At 73.0% G+C, this 25,091-nt stretch carries 28 protein-coding genes and 1 pseudogene; 6 read left to right on the top strand and 23 right to left on the bottom strand.

Annotation, left to right across the window (positions count from 1 at the left end):
* Positions 1–19 precede the first annotated feature (19 nt).
* The 3 genes from ABZ267_RS00270 to ABZ267_RS00260 all read right to left on the bottom strand — a co-directional run bounded on the left by ABZ267_RS00270 (position 20) and on the right by ABZ267_RS00260 (position 2,528).
* Complete coding sequence (locus tag ABZ267_RS00270) at positions 20–178, bottom strand: hypothetical protein (protein WP_356754843.1); 159 nt, start codon at positions 176–178, stop codon at positions 20–22.
* A 320-nt stretch (positions 179–498) separates the two neighbouring features.
* The gene (locus tag ABZ267_RS00265; RefSeq protein ID WP_356754845.1) at positions 499–963 is read right to left on the bottom strand and encodes a VOC family protein; all 465 of its coding nucleotides are present in this window, start codon (positions 961–963) and stop codon (positions 499–501) included.
* 77 nt (positions 964–1,040) lie between these two features.
* Entirely contained in the window at positions 1,041–2,528 is a 1,488-nt protein-coding gene (locus ABZ267_RS00260) for an MFS transporter (RefSeq protein ID WP_356754847.1), read from the bottom strand.
* A gap of 103 nt (positions 2,529–2,631) precedes the next feature.
* On the opposite strand from ABZ267_RS00260, the gene ABZ267_RS00255 reads away from it, so the two are divergent.
* Positions 2,632–3,321: a helix-turn-helix domain-containing protein gene (locus ABZ267_RS00255; RefSeq protein ID WP_356363843.1), complete on the top strand. Its 690-nt coding sequence runs from the start codon at positions 2,632–2,634 to the stop codon at positions 3,319–3,321.
* Between the two features lie 10 nt (positions 3,322–3,331).
* Here ABZ267_RS00255 and ABZ267_RS00250 read toward each other — a convergent pair whose 3' ends face one another.
* From ABZ267_RS00250 to tsaB, 4 genes are read right to left on the bottom strand one after another with little or no spacing between them, the layout of a single operon-like run.
* The gene (locus ABZ267_RS00250) at positions 3,332–3,601 is read right to left on the bottom strand and encodes a hypothetical protein (RefSeq protein WP_356754849.1); all 270 of its coding nucleotides are present in this window, start codon (positions 3,599–3,601) and stop codon (positions 3,332–3,334) included.
* Positions 3,598–4,707 carry a tRNA (adenosine(37)-N6)-threonylcarbamoyltransferase complex transferase subunit TsaD gene (tsaD, locus tag ABZ267_RS00245; RefSeq protein WP_356754851.1) on the bottom strand — a complete coding sequence of 370 codons (1,110 nt, stop codon included), beginning with the start codon at positions 4,705–4,707 and terminating at the stop codon, positions 3,598–3,600. The genes ABZ267_RS00250 and tsaD overlap by 4 nt, the downstream gene beginning before the upstream one ends.
* A complete protein-coding gene (gene rimI, locus ABZ267_RS00240) occupies positions 4,707–5,213 on the bottom strand; it encodes a ribosomal protein S18-alanine N-acetyltransferase (protein WP_356754853.1) in 507 nt (168 codons plus the stop codon). The genes tsaD and rimI overlap by 1 nt, the downstream gene beginning before the upstream one ends.
* Positions 5,210–5,860, bottom strand: a complete 651-nt coding sequence (tsaB, locus tag ABZ267_RS00235) for a tRNA (adenosine(37)-N6)-threonylcarbamoyltransferase complex dimerization subunit type 1 TsaB (protein WP_356754921.1) — start codon at positions 5,858–5,860, stop codon at positions 5,210–5,212. The genes rimI and tsaB overlap by 4 nt, the downstream gene beginning before the upstream one ends.
* Positions 5,861–6,058: 198 nt before the next feature.
* Between tsaB and ABZ267_RS00230 the strand changes: the two genes are divergently transcribed.
* Positions 6,059–6,607, top strand: coding sequence for a hypothetical protein (locus tag ABZ267_RS00230; protein WP_356754923.1), 549 nt, complete (start codon positions 6,059–6,061; stop codon positions 6,605–6,607).
* Between the two features lie 10 nt (positions 6,608–6,617).
* Here the strand turns inward: ABZ267_RS00230 and ABZ267_RS00225 are convergent, their stop codons facing one another.
* From ABZ267_RS00225 to glmS, 8 genes and pseudogenes are all read right to left on the bottom strand, one after another.
* Entirely contained in the window at positions 6,618–6,803 is a 186-nt protein-coding gene (locus ABZ267_RS00225; protein WP_356754855.1) for a hypothetical protein, read from the bottom strand.
* A 140-nt stretch (positions 6,804–6,943) separates the two neighbouring features.
* On the bottom strand, positions 6,944–7,504 hold the full coding sequence (gene tsaE / locus ABZ267_RS00220) for a tRNA (adenosine(37)-N6)-threonylcarbamoyltransferase complex ATPase subunit type 1 TsaE (protein ID WP_356754857.1): 561 nt from the start codon (positions 7,502–7,504) through the stop codon (positions 6,944–6,946).
* A complete protein-coding gene (locus ABZ267_RS00215; protein ID WP_356754925.1) occupies positions 7,470–8,696 on the bottom strand; it encodes an alpha/beta hydrolase in 1,227 nt (408 codons plus the stop codon). The genes tsaE and ABZ267_RS00215 overlap by 35 nt, the downstream gene beginning before the upstream one ends.
* A gap of 35 nt (positions 8,697–8,731) precedes the next feature.
* Positions 8,732–9,901: an alanine racemase gene (gene alr / locus ABZ267_RS00210; protein ID WP_356754859.1), complete on the bottom strand. Its 1,170-nt coding sequence runs from the start codon at positions 9,899–9,901 to the stop codon at positions 8,732–8,734.
* Between the two features lie 60 nt (positions 9,902–9,961).
* Positions 9,962–10,060: pseudogene (locus ABZ267_RS00205) on the bottom strand (DUF488 domain-containing protein); the annotation flags it as partial.
* A 33-nt stretch (positions 10,061–10,093) separates the two neighbouring features.
* Complete coding sequence (locus tag ABZ267_RS00200) at positions 10,094–11,551, bottom strand: NAD(P)H-hydrate dehydratase (protein ID WP_356754861.1); 1,458 nt, start codon at positions 11,549–11,551, stop codon at positions 10,094–10,096.
* 59 nt (positions 11,552–11,610) lie between these two features.
* On the bottom strand, positions 11,611–11,979 hold the full coding sequence (locus ABZ267_RS00195; protein WP_015610767.1) for a holo-ACP synthase: 369 nt from the start codon (positions 11,977–11,979) through the stop codon (positions 11,611–11,613).
* Positions 11,980–12,024: 45 nt separating this feature from the next.
* Complete coding sequence (glmS, locus tag ABZ267_RS00190; protein WP_356754863.1) at positions 12,025–13,872, bottom strand: glutamine--fructose-6-phosphate transaminase (isomerizing); 1,848 nt, start codon at positions 13,870–13,872, stop codon at positions 12,025–12,027.
* A 157-nt stretch (positions 13,873–14,029) separates the two neighbouring features.
* On the opposite strand from glmS, the gene ABZ267_RS00185 reads away from it, so the two are divergent.
* Positions 14,030–14,251 (top strand): type II toxin-antitoxin system VapB family antitoxin, encoded by a 222-nt coding sequence (locus ABZ267_RS00185; protein ID WP_176725502.1) that lies wholly within the window; start codon positions 14,030–14,032, stop codon positions 14,249–14,251.
* Positions 14,190–14,657 (top strand): PIN domain-containing protein, encoded by a 468-nt coding sequence (locus tag ABZ267_RS00180; protein ID WP_356754865.1) that lies wholly within the window; start codon positions 14,190–14,192, stop codon positions 14,655–14,657. The genes ABZ267_RS00185 and ABZ267_RS00180 overlap by 62 nt, the downstream gene beginning before the upstream one ends.
* Positions 14,658–14,711: 54 nt before the next feature.
* On the opposite strand, the gene ABZ267_RS00175 is transcribed toward ABZ267_RS00180, so the two are convergent.
* The 4 genes from ABZ267_RS00175 to ABZ267_RS00160 all read right to left on the bottom strand — a co-directional run bounded on the left by ABZ267_RS00175 (position 14,712) and on the right by ABZ267_RS00160 (position 19,451).
* On the bottom strand, positions 14,712–16,097 hold the full coding sequence (locus tag ABZ267_RS00175; protein WP_356754866.1) for a M14 family metallopeptidase: 1,386 nt from the start codon (positions 16,095–16,097) through the stop codon (positions 14,712–14,714).
* Positions 16,098–16,275: 178 nt separating this feature from the next.
* A complete protein-coding gene (locus ABZ267_RS00170; protein WP_356754868.1) occupies positions 16,276–17,724 on the bottom strand; it encodes a helix-turn-helix domain-containing protein in 1,449 nt (482 codons plus the stop codon).
* A 76-nt stretch (positions 17,725–17,800) separates the two neighbouring features.
* A complete protein-coding gene (locus ABZ267_RS00165) occupies positions 17,801–18,607 on the bottom strand; it encodes an SAM-dependent methyltransferase (RefSeq protein WP_356754869.1) in 807 nt (268 codons plus the stop codon).
* Positions 18,582–19,451 carry a helix-turn-helix transcriptional regulator gene (locus ABZ267_RS00160; protein WP_356754871.1) on the bottom strand — a complete coding sequence of 290 codons (870 nt, stop codon included), beginning with the start codon at positions 19,449–19,451 and terminating at the stop codon, positions 18,582–18,584. Before ABZ267_RS00160 ends, ABZ267_RS00165 begins: the two co-directional genes overlap by 26 nt.
* A 366-nt stretch (positions 19,452–19,817) precedes the next feature.
* Between ABZ267_RS00160 and ABZ267_RS00155 the strand changes: the two genes are divergently transcribed.
* Together ABZ267_RS00155 and ABZ267_RS00150 are read left to right on the top strand one after the other, a co-directional pair.
* Positions 19,818–20,204 carry a hypothetical protein gene (locus tag ABZ267_RS00155; protein WP_356754873.1) on the top strand — a complete coding sequence of 129 codons (387 nt, stop codon included), beginning with the start codon at positions 19,818–19,820 and terminating at the stop codon, positions 20,202–20,204.
* Positions 20,205–20,279: 75 nt separating this feature from the next.
* On the top strand, positions 20,280–21,545 hold the full coding sequence (locus tag ABZ267_RS00150; RefSeq protein ID WP_356754874.1) for an erythromycin esterase family protein: 1,266 nt from the start codon (positions 20,280–20,282) through the stop codon (positions 21,543–21,545).
* Between the two features lie 21 nt (positions 21,546–21,566).
* On the opposite strand, the gene ABZ267_RS00145 is transcribed toward ABZ267_RS00150, so the two are convergent.
* From ABZ267_RS00145 to ABZ267_RS00130, 4 genes are all read right to left on the bottom strand, one after another.
* A complete protein-coding gene (locus tag ABZ267_RS00145) occupies positions 21,567–22,814 on the bottom strand; it encodes a DUF6596 domain-containing protein (RefSeq protein WP_356754876.1) in 1,248 nt (415 codons plus the stop codon).
* 5 nt (positions 22,815–22,819) lie between these two features.
* Positions 22,820–23,170 (bottom strand): YciI family protein, encoded by a 351-nt coding sequence (locus ABZ267_RS00140; RefSeq protein WP_030561860.1) that lies wholly within the window; start codon positions 23,168–23,170, stop codon positions 22,820–22,822.
* Positions 23,171–23,401: 231 nt separating this feature from the next.
* A complete protein-coding gene (locus ABZ267_RS00135) occupies positions 23,402–23,674 on the bottom strand; it encodes a hypothetical protein (RefSeq protein ID WP_356754878.1) in 273 nt (90 codons plus the stop codon).
* Between the two features lie 50 nt (positions 23,675–23,724).
* Entirely contained in the window at positions 23,725–24,816 is a 1,092-nt protein-coding gene (locus ABZ267_RS00130) for a hypothetical protein (RefSeq protein ID WP_356754880.1), read from the bottom strand.
* Positions 24,817–25,091: the final 275 nt, after the last annotated feature.

Raw genomic sequence — 25,091 nt, 5'->3', positions numbered from 1 at the left:
CGGAAGGCTTGGGCCGGTGTCAGCGGTGGACCGGGACGTCGAGCGCGGCAGGCGCCGTCAGGACGCGCAGCACCCAGCGCCGGTGCGCCAACGCCTTGACGGCGCCGGTGAGTCCGGTGAGTCCGGTGAGTCCGGTGAGTCCGGTGAGTCCGGTGAGCCCGGTGAGCCAGGCGACCATGCCGAAGCCATGATCAGGGCGACCATGCCGTACGTGTCGTCGCCGGGCCGGGCGCTCGCCGGGCCGATCACACAGAGCGCCGGCCCGCCCGCCGCCAGCACGAACGACAGCAGCAGCCAGACCAGGCTCATCCCGGGCAGCCGCAACTCCCGGTCGCGCTCAGGGTCCTGATCCAGCGCGGCCCACTCCACGAGCAGCGCGCATGATCGACAAGACATCCCCTAGGTGCATCCGCACCCCGCACCGTCCCAACCGAACCCGCACTCCGCGCGGTCCGGACCGAGCCTGCGCACCGCACGGTCCGGACCGGGCCCCGTAGCTCACGCGTCCCGCAGCGCCTGGATGTCCAGCTTCCGCATCCCGAGCATCGCCTTCATCGTGCGCTCCGCCTTCGCCGGATCCGGATCGGCCAGCAGCTTCGGCAGCTCGTTCGGGACGATCTGCCAGGAGACGCCGTACCGGTCCTTGAGCCAGCCGCACCGGCTCTCCTCGCCGCCCTCCGAGAGCGCGCTCCAGAGCCGGTCCACCTCGGCCTGGTCGGCGCAGTCCACGGAGAGCGAGATCGCCTCGGTGAACGGGAACTGCGGGCCGCCGTTGAGGCCCAGGTACTCCTGGTCCGCGAGCCGGAAGCTGACGGTGAGGACGGAGCCGGTCTCGCCGGGAGCCTCTTCGCCGTAGTAGCTGATGTCCAGGATGCGGGAGTCGCCGCCGAAGATCGCGATGTAGTGCTCGGCCGCCTCCTTCGCCTGGCCGTCGTACCAGAGACAGGGGGTGATCTTCTGCATGATGGTCGTCTCCTCGTCCGGCCGCCCCGTGGTCGGGGTGGGTCTCGTGGAAGGTAGACCGGCCGGCGCGCCCGGACTCATCGGCCCGCCGCGTCCTCTTCGTGCTCCGCCACCACCGCCTCACCGGCCACCGGACCGCCCAAGGTCCTCCGCTCCGCCGGCAGCAGGACGTACGCCGCCGACGCGGCGGCCGCCAGGAGCCCGGCCGCGACCCAGAACGCGGCCGCGTATCCGGAGGCGAGGTCCACGACCTCGGCCGATCCGCCCGTGACCTGCGCGGCGACCGTGACCAGCACCGCGAGGCCGAGCGAACCACCGACCTGGCGCGAGCTGTTGAGCAGCCCGGACGCCATCCCGGTCTCGCCGGGCACCACGTCGGTCGTGGCGGCCGTGCCGAGCGGGACGAAGCAGAGGCCGATGCCGAGCGAGCAGAGCAGCGACGGGCCGAGGATCGAGGTGAGGAAGGAGCCGTCGGCCGTGGCGGTGGCCGCGAACCAGGCCATCCCGAGCGCCGCCAGCGCGCCGCCCAAGGCCATCAGCCGCCGGGTCCCGAGCACCGCGACCGCACGGGTGGCGAGGATCGAGCCCGCGACGACGCCCACGCAGAACGGCAGGAACGCGAACCCGGTGGCGGTCGGCCCGTAACCGAGGACCAGTTGCAGGTGGAGCGAGACGAAGTAGAAGGCGCCGAACTGGGCCGAGGCCAGCAGCAGGCAGAACAGGTTGGCGGTGAGCACCGGCCGTCCGCGCAGCAGGCCGGGCCGGAGCAGCGGCGACGCCGTACGGAGTTCGACGGCGACGAAGGCGGCCAGCAGGAGCACCGCCGCGCCGAGCGTGGAGAGCGTGACGGCCGAGGACCAGCCGTCGTCCGAGGCGCGTACGAGTCCGAGGACCAGCAGCGTCGTCCCGGCCGTGGCGAGGAGCGCTCCGGCGAGGTCCAGCCGGGCGCCGGTCCGCCGCCGTCCGCCGACCGGTCCGGTGCGCGCGGCGGCGGCCAGAGCGAAGGCCACGATCGGCACGTTGACGAGCATCACGGCCCGCCATCCCGCCACATCGGTGAGCACACCGCCCGCCAGCACCCCGACCGCGCCGCCCGCCGCGCCCGCCATGCCCCAGAGCCCGAGCGCGCGGGAGCGGGCGGGTCCGGCCGGGAAGGCGAGCGTGATCAGCGCGAACGCCACCGGCGCGAGGGCCGCCGCACCGACGCCTTGGACGGCCCGCGCCACCACCAGCGAGCCGGGCGACCAGGCGAGGCCGCCGGCCAGGCTGGCGAGGCCGAAGAGGACGAGCCCGGCCGTCAGGACGCGGCGCGGACCGGCGAGGTCCGCGAGCCGGCCGCCGAGCAGCAGGAGCCCGCCGAAGGCGAGGGCGTACGCGTTGATGACCCAGAGCAGCCCGTCCCGGCCGAAGCCGAGGTCGCCGCGGATGTCCGGCAGCGCCACGTTCACCACGGACATGTCCAGCGACACCAGGAACTGCACGGTGAGCGCCACCACCAGCAGCCACCACGCCTGCCGCGCGGCCGTCCCGTCCGTATCCGACCCGCTGGCCACCGTGCCGCTCATGACGCGCCCTCCCCTTCGCCACCCTCGGCCAGAGAATTACCATACACGTATAGAAACTAAACCCGCCGGCACGGAGAAGGACCCGAAAGGGGAGAATGCCCGGGTGCCAGGCAGCGAGAAGACCGAGAAGTCCGAAAAGAAGAAACCCGTGGGCCGCCCGCGCCGACTCGACCCGGACGTGATGGTCGCCACCGCGCGCCGCATCGTCGAGGAGGAAGGCGTGGACGCGCTGTCCATGCGGCGGGTGGCGAAGGAGCTGGGCTCCACGCCGATGGCGCTGTACCACTACGTGCAGGACAAGGACGAGCTGCTGATGCTCACCCTGTCCGGCACCGCGGCCGCCTTTCCGCGCCCGGAGCTGCCGGAGGACCCGCGCGAGCGGCTGGTGGCGGTGGCCGTGCACATGCACGACATCATCGGCCGCATCCCGTGGGTGCTGGACATCCTGGCGCTCGGCGAGCTGACCGACCGGAACGCGCTGTGGATGGTGGAGGAGATCATCGACTGCGCCCTGGCCTGCGGCCTCTCACCCGCCCGCGCGGTGCGCGCGTACCGGACGATCTGGAGTTACGTCTACGGCGACCTGGTCTTCCGCAGAGCGGCGGCCCGCCGCGCGGAACAGCCGTCGCGCCGGGAGTTCTTCCCGGAGATGATCACGGAGAAGGACACGGCGGAGCTGCCACGGCTCACCGAGGTGAAGGAGCACTGGCGGGGGTACGCCGCCGACTACGAGACCGCCGCCGAACTGGACGCGATCGTGGAGGGCCTGATCAGCCGGGGAACGCGGAGCTGAAGAGCGCTGCTCAGTCCACCGCCTCGAACCGCCACCGGTGCACCGGCCGGGTGATCAGGGCGCCGTCGGGCTCGGGGAGTTCGGGGAGGTCGTCGGCGTACGACGCTTCCTCCCACCACGTCATGACCAGCACCCGGTCCTGCGGGGCGCGCAGGAGTTCGCGGCGGGCCGGTTCGCGCGACAGCTCGGCGGACCGGGCCCGCGCCCACTCCAGGAGCTCGCCGCCGCGGCCCTCGACCGCGCGGGCCTCCCACATCAGGACGACGGTCGCGGCGCTCATGAGTACAGGTTGTCCTTGCTGATCTCGTGCACGTGGTCGTGATCATGCGCGTGCTGGTGCTTCCCCGGAACGTGCGGCTCCGTCACCGGCAGCGACGAGTCCGCCGACAGCTCCAGGTCGGACGGGCGCCGGTTGCGCGCCACCATCTCCGCGCCGAGCGCCGCGACCATCGCACCGTTGTCCGTGCAGAGCCCCGGTCGCGGCACCCGCAGCCGGATGCCGGCCCGCTCGCACCGCTCCTGCGCCAGCGCACGGAGCCGGGAGTTGGCCGCCACGCCACCGCCGATCATCAGGTGGTCGACGCCCTCGTCCTTGCAGGCCCGCACCGCCTTCCGCGTCAGCACGTCCACCACGGCCTCCTGGAAGGACGCCGCCACATCCCGTACCGGCACCTCCTCACCCGCCGCCCGCTTCGCCTCGATCCAGCGCGCGACCGAGGTCTTCAGGCCGGAGAAGGAGAAGTCGTACGGTGCGTCACGCGGGCCGGTCAGGCCGCGCGGGAACGCGATGGACTTCGGGTCGCCCTCGCGCGCCAGGCGGTCGATGACCGGGCCGCCGGGGAAGCCGAGGTCCAGCACGCGGGCGATCTTGTCGAACGCCTCGCCCGCCGCGTCGTCGATCGTCGCGCCGAGCGGCCGCACGTCGCTGGTGATGTCCGGCGCGAGCAGGAGCGAGGAGTGGCCGCCGCTGACCAGGAGCGCCATGGTCGGCTCGGGCAGCGGGCCGTGCTCCAGCTGGTCGACGCAGATGTGCGAGGCGAGGTGGTTGACCCCGTACAGCGGCTTGTTCAGCGCGTACGCGTACGCCTTCGCGGCCGACACACCGACCAGCAGCGCGCCCGCGAGTCCGGGGCCGGAGGTGACCGCGATCCCGTCGAGGTCGCGCGCGCTGACGCCGGCCTCCTTCAGGGCGCGCTCGATGGTGGGGACCATCGCCTCCAGGTGGGCGCGGGACGCGATCTCCGGGACGACGCCGCCGAAGCGGGCATGGGTGTCGACGCTGGAGGCGACGGCGTCCGCGAGCAGGGTCGTCCCGCGCACGATGCCGACGCCGGTCTCGTCGCAGGAGGTCTCGATGCCGAGTACGAGGGGTTCGTCGGCAGCCATCATTCAGTCCCGGTCTCTGGTGCTTGCTCTTGCATGGTGAGGCGCATGACGAGCGCGTCGATGTTCCCCGGCTGGTAGTAGCCGCGCCGGAAACCGATCGGCTCGAAGCCGAACCGCTCGTACAGCTTCTGCGCGCGCGTGTTGTCGACCCGGACTTCGAGGAGCACGGTGGCGCACTCGAAGGCGGTCGCGGCCTTCAGCAGGTCGGCGAGGAGTTCGGAGCCGAGGCCGGTGCCCCACGCCGCGCGGCTGACCGCGATGGTCTGGACGTCGGAGAGGTCGCCGAGCGCGGCGAGCCCGGCGTATCCGACGATCCGGCCGGTGTCCGGTTCCTCCGCGACGACGTAGTGGCGGGTGGCGCCGGGGCCGCGCGCGTGGGCCAGCTCGGACCAGAACATGCCGGGCGACCAGGCGTCGTCCGGGAAGAGCGCGTGCTCGAGCTCCAGCACCGGCTCGATGTCCCACCAGCGCATCTCGCGCAGCACGGCAGTGACGGCGGCGCTCACTTCGGGGTGACCACCTTGTAGTTCTTCGGGACCTGCGCGTCGGGCCGGCGCAGATAGAGCGGCTGCGGCTCCAGCAGCTCCTGGCCGGCCGCCAGCCGTTCGGCGGCGAGTGCGGCGAGTGCGCCGGCGGCCACGTGCTCGGGTCCGCGCGCGTCCGGGAAGGCGTCCGGGTAGAGGACCGCGCCGGCGCCGACCACCGGGAGGCCGGCCAGTTCGGCGGCGATGTCGGCGGGCCGGTCGACGGCCGGGTCACCCGTACGGGTGCGGGCGTCCTCGTACCGCGCCCAGTACACCTCCTTGCGGCGCGCGTCCGTCGCCACGGCGAAGGGCCCTTCCAGGCCGCCGTCCTGCCCGGCGGCGTACGCCAGTCCGTCCAGCGTGCAGATCCCGTGTACCGGGACGGCGAGGGCGGAGCCGAAGGTGGCGGCGGTGACCAGGCCGACCCGCAGGCCGGTGTACGGGCCGGGGCCGACGCCCACGACCACGCCCGTCACGGCGTCGAGCTTCACGCCGGCCTCGGCGAGGACCCGGTCGACGGCGGGCAGCAGCAGTTCACCGTGCCTGCGGGCGTCGACCTGGCCGGAGGCGGCGATGACGGACGTACCGTCGTGCAGGGCGACGGTGACGGCGGGCGTGGCGGTATCCATGGCGAGCAAGAGCACGCAAACAGCCTACGGCTCCGCCGACGGCGGTACGGCGTCCGTACGGCGTCCCGGCCTGCCCGTCGCCTGCTGCTACCGTCACCGGGTATCCGCGGGTACGACGTAAACGCTTGTACGACAACGCCGGTGTGAACCATGCGGCAGCCGAAAGGGGAGTTCACGGTGTCAAGGGGAAGCTCGGGAATGGTGGCCGGGCTCACTGCGGCGGCGGTCGTCGCGGTCGGCGTCCTCGCCTACCAGGCATCGGCGAACGCACCCGATTCGGTGGCGTCCTCCTCCTCGGCCACTCCGAAGGCCTCGGCCTCCGCCTCCGCGCAGCCGTCGGCGAAGCCGAAGCCCACACAGGACGCATTGGCCGTCCCGGTGGCCTCGGGCACCGGCGAGCGCGTCGTCTACGCGCTGAGGGACCGGCGGGTCTGGCTGGTGGAAGAGAGCGGCAAGGCGATCCGTACGTTCACGGTGATGCCGAGCCCCGTCAGCCCGCCGCCCGGCACCTACCGGGTCTCCTCGCGCTCGGGCACGGTCCAGGGCTCGGACGGCGTGCCCATCGAGCACGTGGTGCGGTTCGCCAACGTCAACGACGTCGCGGTGGGCTTCAGCGCGGCGCAAGACGGCTCGATGAAGGCGCCGGACCCGACGTCGAAGACCGGCGGCGTACGGATGAAGCGCGCGGACGGCAACGCGATGTGGAGCTTCGCGACGGTCGGCGCCAAGGTGGTCGTGGTCCCGTAGGACCTGGGCCTCAGGCCGCCCGGCGCCGCACCGCGCTCTCGTCGCCGCTCTCCTCGTCACCGTCGGCCGCGTCCGGCTCGCTCGGCGGGGTGGAGACCGCGGTCGCCGCCGCACCCGCGGCCAACAGGTCCTTCATCGACAGGTCGGACGGCGTCGGCTGCTGCCGCGGCTGCTCCGCACGCTCGGGCGTCGGCATGGATGCCTCCTGGGTTCCGGTGGAGGTCGTGGTTAGGCAGACCTAACTAGGTCTCGTACCCATGTGACCACGACCACGGTCCCGTGCGCAACAATTTACCGACAGCTCGTCGGGAAGGCCGCCTCCGCCTGACGCTCCGGCTAGGCCAGCTCCTCCCGCAGCCCCGCCCAGCGCGGGCCGATACCGACCAGCGTGACTTCGCGCCGCTCGTCGTCCGTGTCGCCGGTCGCGCGGTCGATGAGCACGCGCAGCCGGTCCTCGGCCAGCTCCTCCACCTTGCCGTCGCCCCACTCCACGACCACCACCGACTCCGGCAGCGACACATCGAGGTCCAGGTCCTCCATCTCGTCGAGCCCGCCGCCGAGGCGGTACGCGTCGACGTGGACCAGTGCCGGACCTTCTACCAGGGACGGGTGGACGCGGGCGATGACGAAGGTGGGCGAGGTGACCGCGCCGCGCACACCGAGGCCCTCGCCGAGCCCGCGGGTCAGCGTCGTCTTCCCGGCGCCCAGCTCGCCCGTGAGCATGACCAGGTCGCCGGGGGCCAGGACGCGGGCGAGGCGGCGGCCGAGGTCCTGCATCCGTTCGGGCGACTGAACGGTGAGCGTGACGGTGACGGCCTCGGTGACGGCCTCGGGGAGGGCCTCGGTCACGGCCGTCTCGCGGCTATCGGCGGCCGGGCTGCTGTGCGGTGCTTCCATGCTCGCCAACGTTAGCGGCAGCCACCGCTCCGCCGCGTACGAGCAGGTCGGCCAGCCGGTCGGTGACCGTCTCCGGGTGCTCCAGCATCACCAGGTGTCCGGCGTCCGGCACCAGGATCAGCTCGGCCTCCGGCAGTACGTCCGCGATGGCCTCGCTGTGCGAGCTCGGGGTGACGAGATCCTTCTCGCCGGCCAGGATCAGCACCGGCACGTCCCGGAAGGCGGGCAGCGCACCGCTCTTGTCGTGCTCGGTGAAGGCCGGATAGAACTCGGCGACCACGTCGATCGGGGTCGACTCGATCAGCCGCTCCGCGAACCGCGCGACGGCCGGATCCACGTCCCGCGAGCTGAACGAGTACCGCTTGATCAGCCCGGCGAAGAGGTCGGCCGTGGCCCGGCGCCCCTTCTCCACCAGCTCCGCCTGCGTCCCGAGCGCGCGCAGCACGCCCGGCAGCACCCGCCGCACCGCCCGTACGCCCGCCACCGGCAGCCCGAAGTCGACCTCGCCGAGCTTGCCGCTGGAGGTGCCGACGAAGGCGACGGCGGCGACCCGGTCGCGGATCAGGGCCGGATACCGGTCGGCCAGCGCCATCACCGTCATGCCGCCCATGGAGTGGCCGACGAGCACGATCCGGCCTTCGGGAGCCGCCGCGTCGATGACGGCCTTGAGGTCGCGGCCGAGCTGGTCGATGCCGAGGGCCACGCCGTCCGCCTGCGCGCGCCCGCGCTCGGAGCGGCCGTGGCTGCGCTGGTCCCAGTAGACGGCGCGGACGAGGCCGCGCAGCGCGGCGCGCTGGAAGTGCCAGGAGTCCTGGCCGAGGCAGTAGCCGTGGCTGAAGACGACGGTGACGGGAGCGGGTGCCTTGCGCCCGAAGAGCCGGCGGCGGCGGTTGCCGTCGGATGCGGGTCCGTCGGATGCGGGTCCGTCGGCGGGCGCCGGTGGCTCCACCTCGTCGACCTCGTAGTACAGCTCGGTCCCGTCGTCGGCGACGGCCCGGCCCGGCGTCCCGCGCAGCGAGCCGTACGGCCCGGTCGCGTCCAGCGCGAGGCGGGCCTTCTTGCGCATCCCGCGCCCGACGGTGAGCCGCTCCACCGCGACCCCGGCCGCCGCACCGGCGGCGAGCACTCCTATCGCGGCCCCGGCGACGCCCGCCCGGCGCCATCCGGGTGCCGTCGCGGCGGCCACCGCCATGACGTCTCCCGCCGCCGCCCCCGCGCTGCTCTCGCTCACTGTGGTGCGCCCCCGCTCGGTTCTGCCGTCTCGTTCACGTACACCCTGGGCACCCGGCTGCCGATCCGGGTGACGATCTCGTACCCGATCGTCTCCGCCGCCACCGCCCACTCCTCGACGCTCGGCTCGCCGCGGTCGCCGGGCCCGAACAGCACGGCCTCGGCGCCCGGTTCGGGCCGGTCGCCGCCGAGATCGACGACGAACTGGTCCATGGCCACGCGGCCCGCCGCCGTACGGACCGTGCCGCCGACCAGGACGGGTCCGCGTCCGGAGGCGTGGCGCGGGATGCCGTCCGCGTAGCCGACGGGGATGAGGCCGAGCGTGGTCTCGGCGGAGGTGGCGTAGTGGTGGCCGTAGCTGACGCCGTGGCCGGCCGGGACGTCCTTGACCAGCGCGACGGCGGCGGCGAGCGTCATCACCGGGCGCAGGCCCAGCTCGGCGGGCGTGCCGAGTTCGGGAGCGGGCGAGACGCCGTACATCGCGATGCCGGTCCGTACGAGGTCGAAGTGCGCCTCCGGAAGCGTCAGCGTGGCCGGGGAGTTGGCCAGGTGGCGCACCTCGGGGTCGACGCCCTCCTTCTCGGCGTACGCCACCATGTCCCGGAACGCGGAGAGCTGGGCCGCGTTGGCCGGGTGGCCGGGCTCGTCGGCGCAGGCGAAGTGGGACCAGAGGCCGGTGATCCGGATGGTGCCGGTCCGCTCGGCGGCGCGGGCCTCGGCGACGAGTTCGGGCCAGTCGGCGGGCTGGCAGCCACCCCGGCCGAGGCCGGTGTCCGCCTTGAGCTGGACGCGCGCCGGCCGGGCGGCGGCGGAGGCGGCCGCGACGACCTCGCGCAGCGCCCACAGCGCGCTGACCGAGACGTCGATGTCGGCCTCGATCGCCTCGCGCCAGGGTCCGCCGGGCGTCCAGAGCCAGCACATGATCCGGCCGTCGAGACCGGCGGCCCGCAGCGCGAGGGCCTCGTGCGGAGTGGCGGTCCCGAGCCAGGTGGCCCCGGCCTCCTGCGCGGCCCGTGCGCACGGCACGGCGCCGTGCCCGTACCCGTCGGACTTCACCACGGCCATGAGCTGTGCGCCGGCCGCACGCTCGCGCAGCGCACGCACGTTGGCGCGCAGCGCGGCGAGGTCGATCTCGGCACGGGCTCTCAGGGACGCTGTCTCGTTCATCGCGCCCAGTCTCTCAGAGGCGCCCGCCACCTCCCCGGCAGTGCGCGCCGGTATCCACACCTATGTACGTTTCATCACATGCTGGAGGTGGTCGGCGAGGACCGGCACATGGCTGCCGGCGACCTCCTTCACGGCGGTGATCAGCGTGACCGGCCCGCCTCCGGCCTCCGGGCTTCCGCCTTCGCCCCCGCCTCACCCGGCCCGCACGTCTCGCCAGGCCGCCGGGATGCCGTCCGCGACGTCCTGCGCGGAGACCGGAGCGCCGTCGGAGTTGTGCCGGGCGGCGAGGCCGTGCAGGTAGGCGCCGACGGACGCGGCGTCACGCGGAGCCAGTCCGGCCGCCAGCAGCGAGCCGGTCAGCCCGGAGAGCACATCGCCGCTGCCGGCCGTGGCGAGCCAGCCGGTCCCGGTCGGGTTGACCCGCACGGGCGTGTCCCGGGCCTCCGCAACCAGGGTCGTGGAGCCCTTGAGGAGGACGGTGGCGCGGTAGCGGGCGGCCAGTTCGCGTACGGCGGCGAGCCGTCCGGCCCCCACCTCCTCGCGCGCCACGCCGAGCAGGGCCGCGGCCTCACCGGCGTGCGGTGTCAGGACGGTGGCGGCGGTCCGGGTCCGTACGGTCTCCGGCTCCAGCAGCCGCAGCCCGTCCGCGTCGACCAGCACGGGGACGTCGGCGCCGAGCACGTCGGCGACGGCCTCCTCCGCCCACCGGCCGTCACCGAGGCCGGGCCCGATCACCCAGGCCTGCACGCGTCCGGCCTCCGACGGCGGCCCGGCGTGCACCAGCGTCTCCGGGAAGCGCGCGATCACCGCGTCCGCGCCGGGCCCGACGTACCGCACGGCGCCCGCACCGCCGCGCAGCGCGCCCGCGACCGCCAGGACCGCCGCGCCCGGATAGCGCTCGGACCCGGCGACGACGCCGACGACGCCCCGGCTGTACTTGTCGCTCTCGCCGCCCGGCACCGGCAGCAGCGCCGCCACGTCCGCGTACTGGAGCGCCTCCAGATCCGGCGGCTCCGGCAGCTCCGGCCCGAGCCCGATGTCCACCAGCCGCAGCGCGCCCGCGTGTTCGGCGGCCGGGTCGATGAGGAGGCCCGGCTTGTACGTACCGAAGGTGACGGTCGCGTCGGCGCGCACGGCCTCGCCGTGCACCTCGCCGCTGTCGGCCTCGACGCCGCTCGGCAGGTCGACGGCGACGACGGGCGTACGGCCGTGGTCCCGGGTCACCGCCCGCAACAGGGCCACGGCGTCCTCGCGGAGCCCGCCGCGCCCGCCGATGCCGGTGATGCCGTCCACGACGAGGTCGAGCGCGCCGCCGACATCGTCCGGCTTGTCGACGACCTGGCCTCCGGCGGCCAGGAACGCGGCGAGCCCGCCGGCGTGCGCCCGGTCGGGCGAGACGAGGAGCGCGCGCACTCCGGCGCCTCGCCGGGCAAGGCGTGCGCCCGCGTACAGCGCGTCGCCGCCGTTGTCGCCGCCGCCGACCAGGAGCAGGACCCGGGCCCCGTACACCCGTCCGCCGCGCCGGAGCAGATCGCCGCAGGCGGCGGCGAGGCCGGCGGCGGCGCGCTGCATCAGGGCGCCTTCGGGCACCCGCTTCATGAGGGCGGCCTCGGCGGCCCGTACGGTCTCCACGCTGTAGGCACGTCGCATGGCACCAACCCTCCGCGATCACGACGGCTGACGCCACCCCCGACGCCCCGGAGCGTCGGTCACCCTTCCGCGATCACCACCGCCGACGCCACGCCCGCGTCATGGCTGAGCGAGACGTGCCAGCCGCGTACGCCCAGTTCGGCCGCGCGGGCGGCGACCGTGCCGCTCACCCGCAGCCGTGGCTGTCCGCTCTCCTCGACCCAGACCTCCGCGTCGCTCCACAGCAGCCCGCCCGGTGCGCCGAGCGCCTTCGCGAGGGCCTCCTTCGCGGCGAACCGGGCGGCGAGCGAGGCGATTCCGCGCCGCTCGCCGCTCGGCAGCGTCAGCTCGCTCGCGACGAAGAGGCGGTCGGCCAACTGCGGCGTACGCTCCAGCGCGGCGCCGAACCGCTCGATCTCGGCCACGTCGATCCCGACTCCGATGATCACGAACCCACCCTCGCCATCCCCATCACGCGGGGCGCGCGCCCCGGCTCACTCCACGGTCACGGACTTCGCCAGATTGCGTGGCTGGTCCACCTCGTTGCCACGGGCCGTCGCCAGCTCGCAGGCGAAGACCTGGAGCGGCACGGTGGCGACCAGCGGCTGAAGCAGCGTAGGCGTTACGGGGACGGTGATGAGGTGGTCGGCGTACGGGACGACGGCCTCGTCGCCCTCCTCGGCGACGACGATGGTGCGCGCGCCCCGGGCCCGGATCTCCTGGATGTTGGAGACGATCTTGTCGTGGAGGACCGAACGGCCGCGCGGTGACGGCACGATGACGACGACCGGCAGGCCCTCCTCGATGAGCGCGATGGGCCCGTGCTTGAGCTCGCCGGCCGCGAACCCTTCGGCGTGCATGTAGGCGAGCTCCTTGAGCTTGAGCGCGCCTTCGAGAGCGACCGGATAGCCGACGTGGCGTCCGAGGAAGAGCACGGTGTCGTGGTGGGCGAGGGAGCGGGCCAGCGCGCGGACGGGCTCCATGGTCGTAAGGACGCGTTCGACCTCGCCGGAGATCGCGGAGAGCTGGCGCACCACCGTACGGATCTCGTCGCCCCACTTCGTGCCGCGCAGCTGGCCGAGGTACAGGGCGACGAGGTAGCAGGCGACGAGCTGGGTGAGGAAGGCCTTGGTGGAGGCGACGGCGACCTCGGGCCCGGCGTGCGTGTAGAGGACGGCGTCGGATTCGCGCGGGATCGTCGAGCCGTTCGTGTTGCAGATGGCGAGCACCTTCGCGCCCTGTTCGCGGGCGTGGCGCAGGGCCATCAGGGTGTCCATGGTCTCGCCGGACTGGGAGATGGCGACGACGAGGGTGCGCTGGTCGAGGATCGGGTCGCGGTAGCGGAACTCGCTGGCGAGCTCGGTCTCGCAGGGCAGGCGGGTCCAGTGCTCGATGGCGTACTTGGCGATCATCCCGGCGTGGAAGGCGGTCCCGCAGGCGACGATGACGACCTTGTCGACCTCGCGGAGTTCGGCGTCGGGAAGGCGGACCTCGTCCAGGGTCAGCGAGCCCTCGCCGTCGATCCGGCCGAGGAGGGTGTCGGCGACGGCCTGCGGCTGGTCGGCGATCTCCTTGAGCATGAAGGAGGCGTAACCGCCCTTCTCGGCGGCGGAGGCGTCCCAGTCGACGTGGTACTCGCGCACCTCGGCCAGGTCCCCGTCGAACCCGGTGACGGTGACGCCTTCGCGGCTCAGCTCGACGACCTGGTCCTGGCCGAGCTCGATGGCGGAGCGGGTGTGCGCGATGAAGGCGGCGACGTCGGAGGCGAGGAACCACTCGTCGTCCCCGACGCCCACGACGAGCGGCGAGTTGCGCCGGGCGCCGACGACGACGTCCGGCTGGTCCGCGTGGACGGCGACCAGAGTGAAGGCCCCTTCCAGCCGCCGGCACACCTGCCGCATGGCGTCCGCGAGGTCCCCGCCCGCCGAGAACGCCTCGGCCAGCAGATGCGCGACGACCTCGGTGTCCGTCTCCGACCCGAGCGCGTGCCCGCGCCCGGTCAGCTCGCGCCGCAGGGCCGCGAAGTTCTCGATGATCCCGTTGTGGACGACGGCGACCCGGCCCGCGTTGTCCAGGTGCGGATGGGCGTTCACATCGTTGGGCGCACCGTGCGTGGCCCACCGCGTGTGCCCGATCCCGGTCCGCCCGGCCGGCAGCGGCCGGGCCCCCAGCTCCTTCTCCAGATTGACGAGCTTGCCCGCCTTCTTCGCGGCGGCGAGCCCGCCGTCCGCGAGCACGGCGACACCCGCCGAGTCGTAGCCCCGGTATTCGAGGCGCTTGAGTCCCGCGACGACGACGTCCTGCGCCGACTGACCACCGACATAACCCACGATTCCGCACATAGCGGCAGCCTAAGGCCGGAAGTGGCCGCGGGGCAGAAACGCGGGCGACACACGATTCCACCGGGCCTAGGTGGTCGGCCGGGCCGTCGCCGAGCGCTGATTCAGCTCGTGCGAGAAACAATTCTTTGTACATGACCCGTATGAAGGGCGGCCGGACATGTCGGTGACCCAGATCGACATAGACGATGAAGCTCTGGAGCGGGCGATGGCTCTCTCCAAGGCCCGGACGAAGAAGGAGACCGTCAACCTCGCCCTCCGCTTCTACGCGGAGCAGCAGGAGCGCGCGGCGCGGATCAGCCGCCATTTCGAGCGCGCGCGTGACTGGGGCGCGGTCGAGGACGCCGAGCGGCGGCACCGGGCGGAGAAGGACGGCCGGTGATCTACCTGCTCGACCTTCGGGCCTCGTACGACTGCTCTCCGACACCACCCTGCAGTCGGCATGGTCCGATGCGATCGAGGCCGGAACGGTCGCCTCCTGCCATCCGCAGCGAGCGGAGTTCCTGTACGGCGCCCGCAACGCACGGGAGTACGACGAGATCGTCGAGATGTTCACCGACCTCTACCCGGACGTCTCCGTGCCGAAGAGCGCCGGACGCTGGATCACCTCGGTCCAACACCGCATGGCACGCGCCGGACAGCACCGGAGCGCCTCCGCCGTGGACCTCGTCGTCGCCGCCACGGCGGCCCATCACGGTCTGACGGTCCTCCATGACGACCTCGACTACCGCACGGTCGCCCGGCACGCCCCGGATCTCGGCGAACACAGCGTGCACGACGTGGCCTGACACTCCGGTGCGGGCCCGTGCGGGGTTCCGCACCGGAGCAGGTTCAGCACGTCACTAGCAGTACTGCGCCGCCTTGCCGATCGACCGGTACATGCAGTCCGCGTTCTCGATCAGCTGCAGCACCGCGTCCCGGTTGCGGGAGGTCTCGCGTTCGATGACCTCGTCCGGCGGGTAGAAGCCGCCGCCGGAGGCCGAGCGCGGGTACATCTCGAAGGTGTAGCCGAAGATCTTCTGCGAGCCCCACAGCCAGTCGTCGATCGAGCCGTCCGTGATGTACAGGTCGCTGGACTGTTCGGCGGTGTACCCGTTGCTCGCCGCCATCTTCTGGCCCACCGCCGCGAACGCGTTGCGGTCGTCGGCCGTCATGCCGGGGGCCGTGTCGTTGTACGTGTAGCCGAACGGCCAGAGCACCAGCTCGCTGTACGTGTGGAAGTCGATCGCCGCCGTGATCTGCTGCTTGCCGCCGACCACCCGGCTCCGTACGAAGTCCGCGACGACCTTCGTCTCCGGCGCGGACTCGGCGGCCCGGCCGCGGTAGGTGTCCGAGGACGGGCTGGAGGAGGAGCCGCCGCAGCAGCCCCACTTGAAGGCCCAGTTGCGGTTGAGGTCGGTGCCGACGGCGGTGGAACCGGAGTTGGGCTGCCGGTTCTTGCGCCAGCTGCGGTACGAGCCGGAGGCGATGTCGTACTCGCCGCCGTCCGGGTTCATGTCCGGGATGATCCACAGCTCGCGGCCGTTGACCGCCTGGGTGATCCGGGAGTCGCTCCCGTACCCCGCCGCGAACTCGCGGAGCAGGTAGAGCGACATCTCGACGGTCAGGTGCTCGCGGGCGTGCTGGTGGGCGGTGAAGAGGACCTCGGGCTCGGCCTCGTCGGTGGCCACGTTGTCGCTGATCTTGATCGCGACGATGTCGCGGCCCTGGTAGGTCTTCCCGATCACGCGCTTGCTCATGATCGAGGGGTTGGCGGCGATACGGGCGTCGATCGCCGCCGTCATCTCGGCGTAGTTGTGGTACCGGGAGTCGGCCGGCGGGAAGTCGAGCGCGCCGACGCCTTCCTCGCCGTGGGTGTGGGCGCCGGGCGCGGGCAGCGCCTGCAGGACGTGGCCCTTGGCCCGGAGCTTCCTGACCTGGCCGGCCTTCGCGCTGATCACGATGCCGTGGTCGTGGACCTCGTCGATCGTGACGCCCGTGCGGAGGATCTCGGTGCGGGCGGCAGGCGTGGTGCGCCCGGTGATCTCGTACTGGACCGGCCGCTCGTCCGGCGCGACGACCGTGTTGCGGGCGGCGGGCTCGGCGGTGGCGACGGCGGTCGCCGGCGCGGCGAGACCGAGAGCGAGCAGGACGGCGAGGGTGGCGTTCCGCCGGGCCTTCGTCCTGGCCGTACCGGCCTTCGTTCTGGCTTTCGCCGGGCGGGATTTCCGTGTGTTGGCGAGTCGCATGCTGGCAGTCTCCTGAGTCCGTCGGGGTGGGGGGTGGAGCTGTGCGACGGGCACAGGATGGATCCATGTCATGAGCGGGTCAAGGCACGGATTCCGGCCATGATTCACCGCGAGGCGGACGGCGCCCCGGCCGCCCGGCCGGCCGTGACCCGCTCACGGCGGCTCACGGCGCGGTCGCTCACAGGCGGCGGTAGGTGCGGCCGCCCCGCCGTGGAAGAGCCCTCGGGTCGTCTCCGTCCTTCGCGGTGGCCTCCAGAGCGAGGTGCAGTTCGGCTCGTACGGTGGCATCGGTGAGGTTCTGCCCCAGGCGCTCGGCGCACCGGGTGAGCCAGGCCGTCAAAGTGGTGCGGTGGACGTGCAGTTCGGTCGCGGCGGGAGCGGTCCTGGCGTGGTGGCGCAGCCAGCAGGCGAGCGCGATCCGCAGGTGCGGTTCGAGCCCGCCGACCAGGCCGGCGGCCCAGGCGCGGGCCGCTTCGGTGTCCAGGATCCCGCCGGGCAGCGTCTCCAGCCGGGCCTGGCCCTCGCTCTCCGCCTGGCCGTCGCCCCGCGTGGGAGCGCGGAGCGCGAGCAGCAGATGCGCCTGCACGGTGATGTCGTCGAGGTCCGCGCCGAGCAGAACGGCGAGGGAGCGGAGCCGGGTGCGGACGGTGCCGGATGAGAGCCCCAGCGCGGCGGCGGCACGCGGTGCGCTGCCGGTGCGGAGCCGGACCAGGAGCAGGTGCCGGTGCTCCGGCGTCAGCGGGCTCAGCACGGATCGTGCCCAGGCGGTGTACGGGCCGGGAGGGAGCAGGCCGGCGAGCTGCGGGGTGCCGACGGCGTCGGCGGGGACGATGCGGTGGGCGGGGGTGGCGCTGTGCCGGGCCGCCGCCGCGTCGGCGTGGGCGGTGGGCATCTCGGCCAGGGGCAGCGGTCCGGCCAGGCCCGCGAGGAGGCCGTGACGTTCGCTCACCCGGGACACCAGGCGCAGGATCCGTCCGTCGTCGCTGCCGTGGTGGAGTTCGGCGACCAGGAGCTCGCCGTCCACCTCACCGATCAAGGCGCAGGATCCGCCGTGCCCGGCCAGGGACGGGCGGGCGGCCCGCCAGAGGACCTGGTGAGCGGTGGGGACGTCGGGGCCGGTGAGCCGGTAGAGCGTGGCATGCGTGAGCCCGCCGGCGTTCACGGTGTTCGTGACGGAGGCGGTGTGGCCGGCCAGGAGCAGCCGGAGCAGCGTGGTGTGCAGTCGCATCTGCTCGGCGCGCAGTTCGGCGGCGCGCTGCCCGCGCACCTCCAGGAGGGCCGCCGTGGTGGTGGCGACGTGGCCGACGTGGTCGGCGGGCACGGTGGGTGCCGGATGCAGGACGAGGACGGCTCCGGCCGCCGGGCGCTGCACATGGTGCGGGTGGTCCTGCGGATGGGCCGCGGCGTGGACGCCGTCGGCCGCCGCACCGACGGGCGTGCTGTAGACGGCCCCGGCGATCGGGTCGGTCAGCACCGCCGCTCCCTGGATGAGCACGGCGGCCTCGCTGACCAGCTGCGCACCGGACCGTGTCGCGGCCCGCAGCAGCCGGTCCGCCATCGCTTCCCGTACCGCGCGGGAATCTCCCGGGCCCGCGGCGTCGGGTCCGGTCGTGTACGTGGTGCTCATACCGCGCCCCCTCGGCGGCCGAAGCGCGCCGCGCACCTGCGGTCCGGGTGCGCGGCGCGGCGATGACGGGAACGGGTCAGGGAATGCGGGCGACGGCTCCCCAGCCGGCCCGGGCGGTGGTGGTGCCGGTGTTGGCGTCGGGCCGCCAGTTCGGCCAGGACACCATCCCCGGCTCCACCATCTCCAGCCCGTCGAAGAACGCGATGGTGGTCTCCGGCTCGCGGAAGATGTACGGGATCGCCCCGCTGCTGTTGTACTCGTCCTGGACCGCCCGGTGGGCCTCGTCCGAGGCGGTGGAGTGGGACAGGGACAGGTAACTGCCCGAGGGCAGACGCGCCACCAGCCGCCGTACCAGGGACAGCGCGTCGTCCCAGTCCACGATGTGCCCGAGGACGTCGGAGATCACGAGAGCGACGGGTCGGCTCAGGTCCAGGGTCTTGGCCGCGCCCTCCAGGACCGCCTCGGTGTCGCGCATGTCCGCCTCCACGTAGGCGGTCGCGCCCTCGGCGCTGCTGGTCAGCAGCGCGTGGACGTGCAGCAGCACCAGCGGGTCGTGGTCGACGTAGACGATCTTCGCGTCCGGGGCTATCCGCTGCGCGACCTCGTGCGTGTTGTTCGCCGTCGGCAGGCCCGCGCCGACGTCCAGGAACTGCCGGATCCCGGCATCCCGCGCGAGGTAGGTCACCGTACGGCGCAGGAAGTCACGCGACTCCTTCGCGAACGTCTCGATCAGCGGGTACTTCTCCCGGTAGGCGTCGCCCGCGGCCCGGTCCGCCGGAAAGTTGTCCTTCCCGCCGAGCCAGTAGTTCCACACGCGCGCGGAGTGCGCGACGCTCGTGTCGATCTGCGCGGGCAGTTCAGCCCCGTTCCCGGTCGTACTCATCCTGCAGAACCTCCCTCGTTCGGTCCGGACGCATCGCCATCACGCACGACACGTCCAGCATCGCCTGATATTCCTGTACGGGCGGGCCGCTGTCCCACACCTCCGCCGTTCCCGGCAGCCCTCCCTCACGCACCACGTGATCCGCGATCTCGCGGATCTCCACGCGGTACAGACTCACTGCCGGAACACCGGTCAGCGGATGCGGCGGTGCGTCCTCGGCATGGAGCTGCACCATCACATCCCGTCGCTCCGCGGCCTCCTGGAGCGCGGCGAGCTGTTCACGCATCACCTCGCCGTCGCCGACCCGGCAGCGCAGTGCGGTGACCGGCAGCACCGCCCACACCCGCGCCTGCTGCTCACGCAGCCGCCGCTGACGCATCACCAGCAGATCCGCGCGCCGCCGCCGGACCGCGGGGTCCAGGTCGGGCCGCAGGGCGGCGTCCACGGCCATGGCGTACGCCGGGGTCCGCAGCAGCAACGGCACGAGCGCCGGGTCCCAGGTGCGCACGAAGCTCGTGGCGGACTCCACGCTCATCAGGTCCATGAGCCAGGGGTCCATGGCATCGCGCCACGGATGCCACCAGCCGGGCATGTTGGCCGCGTTGAGCCGGCCCATGATGTCGTCGGTCTCGGACGCGCCCGCTCCGTACCGGTCGAGCAGAGCGGACACCTGCCCCACGTCCAGCGAGGTCTGCGCCTGCTCCAGCCTCCGCAGCGTCGACGGGTGCCAGCCGAGCAGCTTGGCGGCCTGCGGTACGGACAGGCCGGCGCCTTCCCGCAGGTGCCGCAGACGTGCCACCAGCACCAGGTGCTGCGCCGTCCGGCCCGACCGTTCACGCGCCACGGCTCATCCTTCCGCTCCGGCTCGCCATCCGACAGTTCGCGCAGCCTGCGCACAGTGCACACAGCGCACCTTGCGACGATCGCGCGCCGCTCTCATCGTGAGTATGTCCGACCTCGACGACCGCAACGCGGCGGAGCGTTGCCACCGCCTCTCGCACCTCCCGCGGAGACCCTTTGGCCACCTCGATCCTCGCTCGCCCGCGCACCCGGATCAGCCACCTCCCCGCCCGCCGCACCATCACCACCTTTCCACGGGACCGCAGTTGAGCGACCGGCGCCCTCCCCTCCCCCACGCCCGAGCCTCCCCGGCCCTCTCCCTCGCCCCGAACTCGACGGTCCCGTACGCCCGCACCCTGGAGTCCACCTCATGAACCGCCCGCACCTGACCTACCCGGACCCGCGCCCCGCCGTCGCCTCACCTAGGCAGTTGCCCCGACGCCCTCTGGACCTCCGCGTCCGCACCCGGCGCATCCAGGTCGAGGAACTCGTCGTCGACGACCCCGGCAAGGTCCTCGATCACGCCGAGCAGGCCGCTCTCACCGCGCCCGACACCGCCGCCGTCCTCGGCCACAGCCCCACCACTCCTCTCACGCTCCCGGCGGCGGCGGCCCTGCTCTGCGCCCTCCACGAACCCGAGGAACTCGCCGCGATGGGCCTGCGCCTCACCCGCCGCACGACCCACGTCACCGCCTCCGACCAGCAGACCGAGCCCGTCTCCCTGGAGCTGTCGTACGCCCCCGACCCGGAGGTCTGACCTGCCGGTCCAGCGGAGCAGCGCACCGTGGACAGGGCTTGACCTCAAGCCGACTTGAGGTCGGAGGGTGGCCTCATGACGATCTCACCGGAACACCGCACGGCGGTTCAGAACTGGCTCAGAACCACGGCACACCCCCTGACCACCGTGGACACCTCGGCGTCGTTGGAAGACCTGAGGCCGCTCCTGGACATGCTCGGTGAGCGGACGGCCGTGGTGGGATACGGGGCCGGAACACGGGGAGCCCATGAAGTCTTCGCCCTCCAGGTGCGCATCGCCAGGCTTCTGGTCGGTGAGGCCGGATTCCGCGCGGTCGCCTTCGACCAGGACTGGACGCTCGGCGTCCGGCTCGACACCTACGTACGCACCGGCGCCGGAGATCCCGTGGCGCTGCTGGAGTCCGCGGAACCCTTCTGCCGCACCGCCGAGGTGCTGGCCCTCGTCCGGTGGATGCGCGCCTTCAACGAGGACCACCCGCACGACCCCGTCCGCTTCGTCGGCGTCAGCCCCCACGAGACAGGCCCCTCGGCATACGACACGGTGGCCGCCTACGTGCGCCGCGCCGCACCCGAGCTGCTGGACGAGCTGGAGTCCTGTTACGCCGGCCTCCGGCCGCAGGGCGAGGTGGCCGCGCACACGCGTCGTTTCCGCGCTCTGCCGGACAGGCGGTCCTGGCGCTACCGGGCGCGAGCGGCCCATGCCCTGGTGGCGGAGGTACCGGCCGCCGACGGCCACGCCTGGGCGCTCCACAACGCCCGCGTGATCGTCCAGTTCCACGAACTCCACGACCACGACGACGATCCGCTGGACCCGCACAACATGGCCTGCTACGAGCGGTTCTTCGTCGAGAACGTCCTGTGGTGGCACCGGCACACCGGCCACAAGGTGCTGTTCTGGACCTCCAGCTCCCATTCCGCCAAGGCACCGGGCCGGGCCATCAGCTTCCCGCCGGACCCGGCGAGCGCCTCGCCCAACGCCGGCAGCCACCTCCAGGACCGGCTCGGGGACCGGTACCTGTCGATCGGGCTCACCTTCGGCCACGGTGAACTGGCCACGTACACCGGCACCCCGCCCCACCGGGTGCCCGGACCCGTACCGCCACTGGTGGAGTCGGTCCTGGAGGACGACGCGGCCGGTGACTACCTGCTGGATCTCCGGACCGGCGCGCCGCGGCCCGTCGCCGACTGGCTCGCACGGACCGCCGTGTCCCGGGCCATCGGGCCACACCACGACCCGGACGACGACACCGCTCACCACATGACGGGCGGTTCCCTGGCCGAGTGGTTCGACGTCCTCGTGCACCGGCGGCTCGTGACACCGGTGCACCCTCTCCGCCGGTGAAGCCCTGCCAGGAGGCGAGGGTCACCCCTCCCCCAGCTTCCGCCGCAGCGCGGCCCGTTCCGGCTCGGTGCCCCCCAGCTCCAGCGCCTCCCGGTAGGCCACCGCAGCCTCCCCGTCCCGCCCCAGCCGGCTCAGCAGATCACCGCGCGCCACCGCGTAGGGCCCGTACGCCCGCAGCCTGGACTCACCGCCCAGCGCGTCCAGCAGCGCCAGTCCCTCACCCGGTCCGTCGCGCATCGCGACCGCCACCGCGCGGTTCACCGCGACCACGGGGGACGGGGCCAGCGCGAGCAGTACGTCGTACAGGGCCACGATCTGCGCCCAGTCCGTCGACTCCACGTCCGCCGCCTCGTCGTGCAGCGCGGCGATGGCGGCCTGCACCCCGTACGGACCGGCCGGTCCGCCGGTCAGCGCCCGCACCACCAGCACCCGGCCCTCCTCGATCATCGGCCGGTCCCAGAGCCTCCGGTCCTGGTCCTCCAGGAGCACCGGCTCGCCGTCCGGACCGGTCCGCGCCGCGCGCCGGGCATGGACGAGGAGCAGCAGCGCGAGGAGCCCGGCGGCCTCGCGTTCGGCCGCGAGCAGGCGGTGCAGTATCCGCGCCAGGCGGAGCGCCTCCTCGGCCAGGTCGAGCCGCTGGAGACGAGGGCCCGAGCTGGCCGCGTACCCCTCGGTGAAGACCGAGTAGACGACCTGGAGCACGCCGGGCAGCCGCTCCGGCAGCTCGTCGGGGCCGGGCACCCGGAACGGGATGCGGGCCTCGCGGATCTTCTTCTTCGCCCGCACGATCCGCTGGGCCATGGTCGCCGTCGGCACGAGGAAGGCCCGCGCCACCTCCGGAGTGGTGAGCCCGGCGAGGCAGCGCAGGGTGAGGGCGGTGCGGTCCTCGGCGGCGAGTGCGGGGTGGGCGCAGGTGAAGAACAACTGCAGCCGTTCGTCCGGCAGTTCACCGTGTCCGGTCGGTGCGGCGACGGTCTCGTCCCGTTCCGCGTCGGCCTGGAGGACGGCGAGCCGTGCCGCGTACGCCTGGTCCCGCCGCAACCGGTCCACCGCCTTCCGCCGCGCGGTCGTCAGCAGCCAGGCCCCGGGCCGCGCCGGAACGCCCTCGGCCGGCCAGTGGCGCAGGGCCGCCTCGATCGCCTCGGACGTCACCTCCTCGGCCAGATCGAGATCCCCGAACCGCCGTACGAGAGAGGCGAGCAGCAGCCCCCGCTCCTCCCGGAACACCGCCTCGACCGCGACCTGAGCCTCACCGGACTCCCGCGCCACCGCTCTCAGCCCCCGAAGTCCGCGACCGGCCGGACGACGACCGAGCCGCCGTCGCGCGCACCGGGACAGCGGGCCGCCCAGTCCAGGGCCGCGTCGAGGTCCGGCACGTCGATCACCAGGAACCCGCCCAGCAGCTCCCGCGTCTCCGCGAACGGCCCGTCCGTCACGGTCCGCTCTCCGGCCGGCGAGACCCGCACGGTGGTCGCGGTCACCAGATCGGCCAGCGACTCGCCGGAGACGAGGATCCCGGCGTCGCGTACGTCCTTGTCGTAGGCCATCCAGTCCTCGACGGTGCACTGCGGCGCCCCGCCCTGCTCGTCGACGGCCCCGCTGTGGATCAGCAGCATGTACTTCATGGTCCGGCTCCTGTCGCCTCGGTGTTTCGAGCCCCTCGGGGCTGCCTTACACCATGACGACGAACGGCCCCGGCCCCGATCGACACGCCGCCCGACGTTTTCTTCCGAGGACGGGGCTCGGGAGCAGTCGGCGGCCGGTGAGGGTAGCCAGGAACCTGCCGCATTCGACGTGGCGCCGGTCCCCAGCGTTGAGTGCCGCAGCCAGCGGGCCGGTGTCGAGGACCGTGGTGATCACTCGGCGTTCCCGAAGCGCCGCTCCATGCGCTCGCGAAGGTAGTCGTCGTGCCGCTCCGCAAGGTCCGCCGGTCCCTGGATGCTGCCGATCAGAGCGATCAGCCCCTCCGGCACCGGCTCGTCCTCGGACGGCTGCTCGGGTGAGGCAGCTCCGGCTACCTGCGCCAGTTCCTCGTCCTGCGTCACCAGCAGCCGCAACCGCCGCACCTGGCGGGGCGAGAGCCGGTCCACCAGGTGGTGCATGTCTTCGTAGTCGCGCGCAGCAGTCACTCCAGCAGTGTAGAACTGTGCAACCCCGCGCGAACAGGACAGCGCCGCCTTCACGCGCTCAGACGAAACGACTCGGCACCGTCCGCGCGGGCCTCTCCGCACCCCCGGCACACCCCCGCCACCGGTGACCGGAACGCCCGGTCGCAGTCGTCGCAGTTCTGCAGGGGCACGACCGGCGCCGCTACGGGCAGCGGCGCCGGGAGGAGCGTGATCAGGCGGTGGCGCAGCAGTTTCGCCGGGTGCCGGAGCGGTACGGGCGGGTCGTCGGTGAGCGCCTCCCGTACGGCATCGGGCCGCATCCCCCGCTCCAGCCAGGCCGCGACCCCGGGAACGAGCCGCCGCACGTCCTCCTCGGAGAGGACGAACAGGGGCGCGGTCCGCCGCAGCCCGGCCAGCAGGTCGGCCGCCGCCGCGTACAGCGCCTCGGTGGGACGGCACGGACCGGGCAGCGGCGGGCGCGGCGGCTTCGGCGCGGTGGGCGGCGGCACAAGGCGGGGCTCGGGGGCGGGCTCCTCCGGTACGGGTTCGGGCTCGGACTCCCATACGGGCTCGGCTTCCGGCTCCGGCTCCGGCACGGCCTCGGGTTCGGGTTCGGGTTCGGGTTCGGCCTCCGGCTCCGGTACGCGCTCGGCATCCGGCCCAGGCTCGGCCTCGGACTCCGGCACGGCCTCAGCCTCCCGTACGGGTTCGGCCTCCGGCTCGGGCTCGGGCTCGGCTTCCGGCTCCGGCTCCGGCTCGGGCTCGGGTACGAGAACGGGCCCGCGCTCCAGTACCGGAGCCGGACTCACCCGCCGGGCCGCCGCCTCCGGGTGGTTGTACGACTCCGTGCGCGTGGCGACCCGGCCACCTCCTACGCGCTCACGGGTGCGGCGCAGGAACCCGTGGTGCTCCAGCTCGCGCAGCCCGGCCGCGATGGCCGTCTCGCCCTCCGGGAAGGTCGCGGCGAGCACCTTGATGCCGATGCGCCTCCCGGCGGGCAGCGACTGGATGTGGGTGCCGAGGCCGATGGCCAGCAGGGACAGGCCGCGGTGCTGGGAGAGGCGGTTGGAGATGATCGTGTAACCGTCGGTGAGGCGGATGTTGATGTGGACGACGCCGGAGGACGGCGCGCGCGAGGGCGCGCTAACCTGCTTGGTATCCATGGGGAAGCCTTTATCTTCCTCGGTGGTCAGGCCTTCGGTCGGGATGCCAGTCCCGGCCGGGGGCCGTCTCATGTCTGCGGTTGTGGTCAGCGTGAGCATATGCCCGCCAACAGGACCAAAATCCAGCCCGGTTGGCACACTTCACCCGTGTGAGTGACGACGCCCTCGCACGCACACGCGCGCCCTCGCGCGTCCAGTGGTAGCCGACGGCCCGTCAGGGTTGGGTTGGGTTATTTCCCCAGTAATCAAAAGCAAGTAATCAAAAGCTTTTACGT

The organism is Streptomyces sp. NPDC006174, from assembly GCF_040614075.1.
GTDB lineage: Bacteria > Actinomycetota > Actinomycetes > Streptomycetales > Streptomycetaceae > Streptomyces.
The sequence above is the reverse complement of the archived record's forward strand: the minus strand, read 5'-3'. Positions and strand labels throughout refer to the sequence as shown.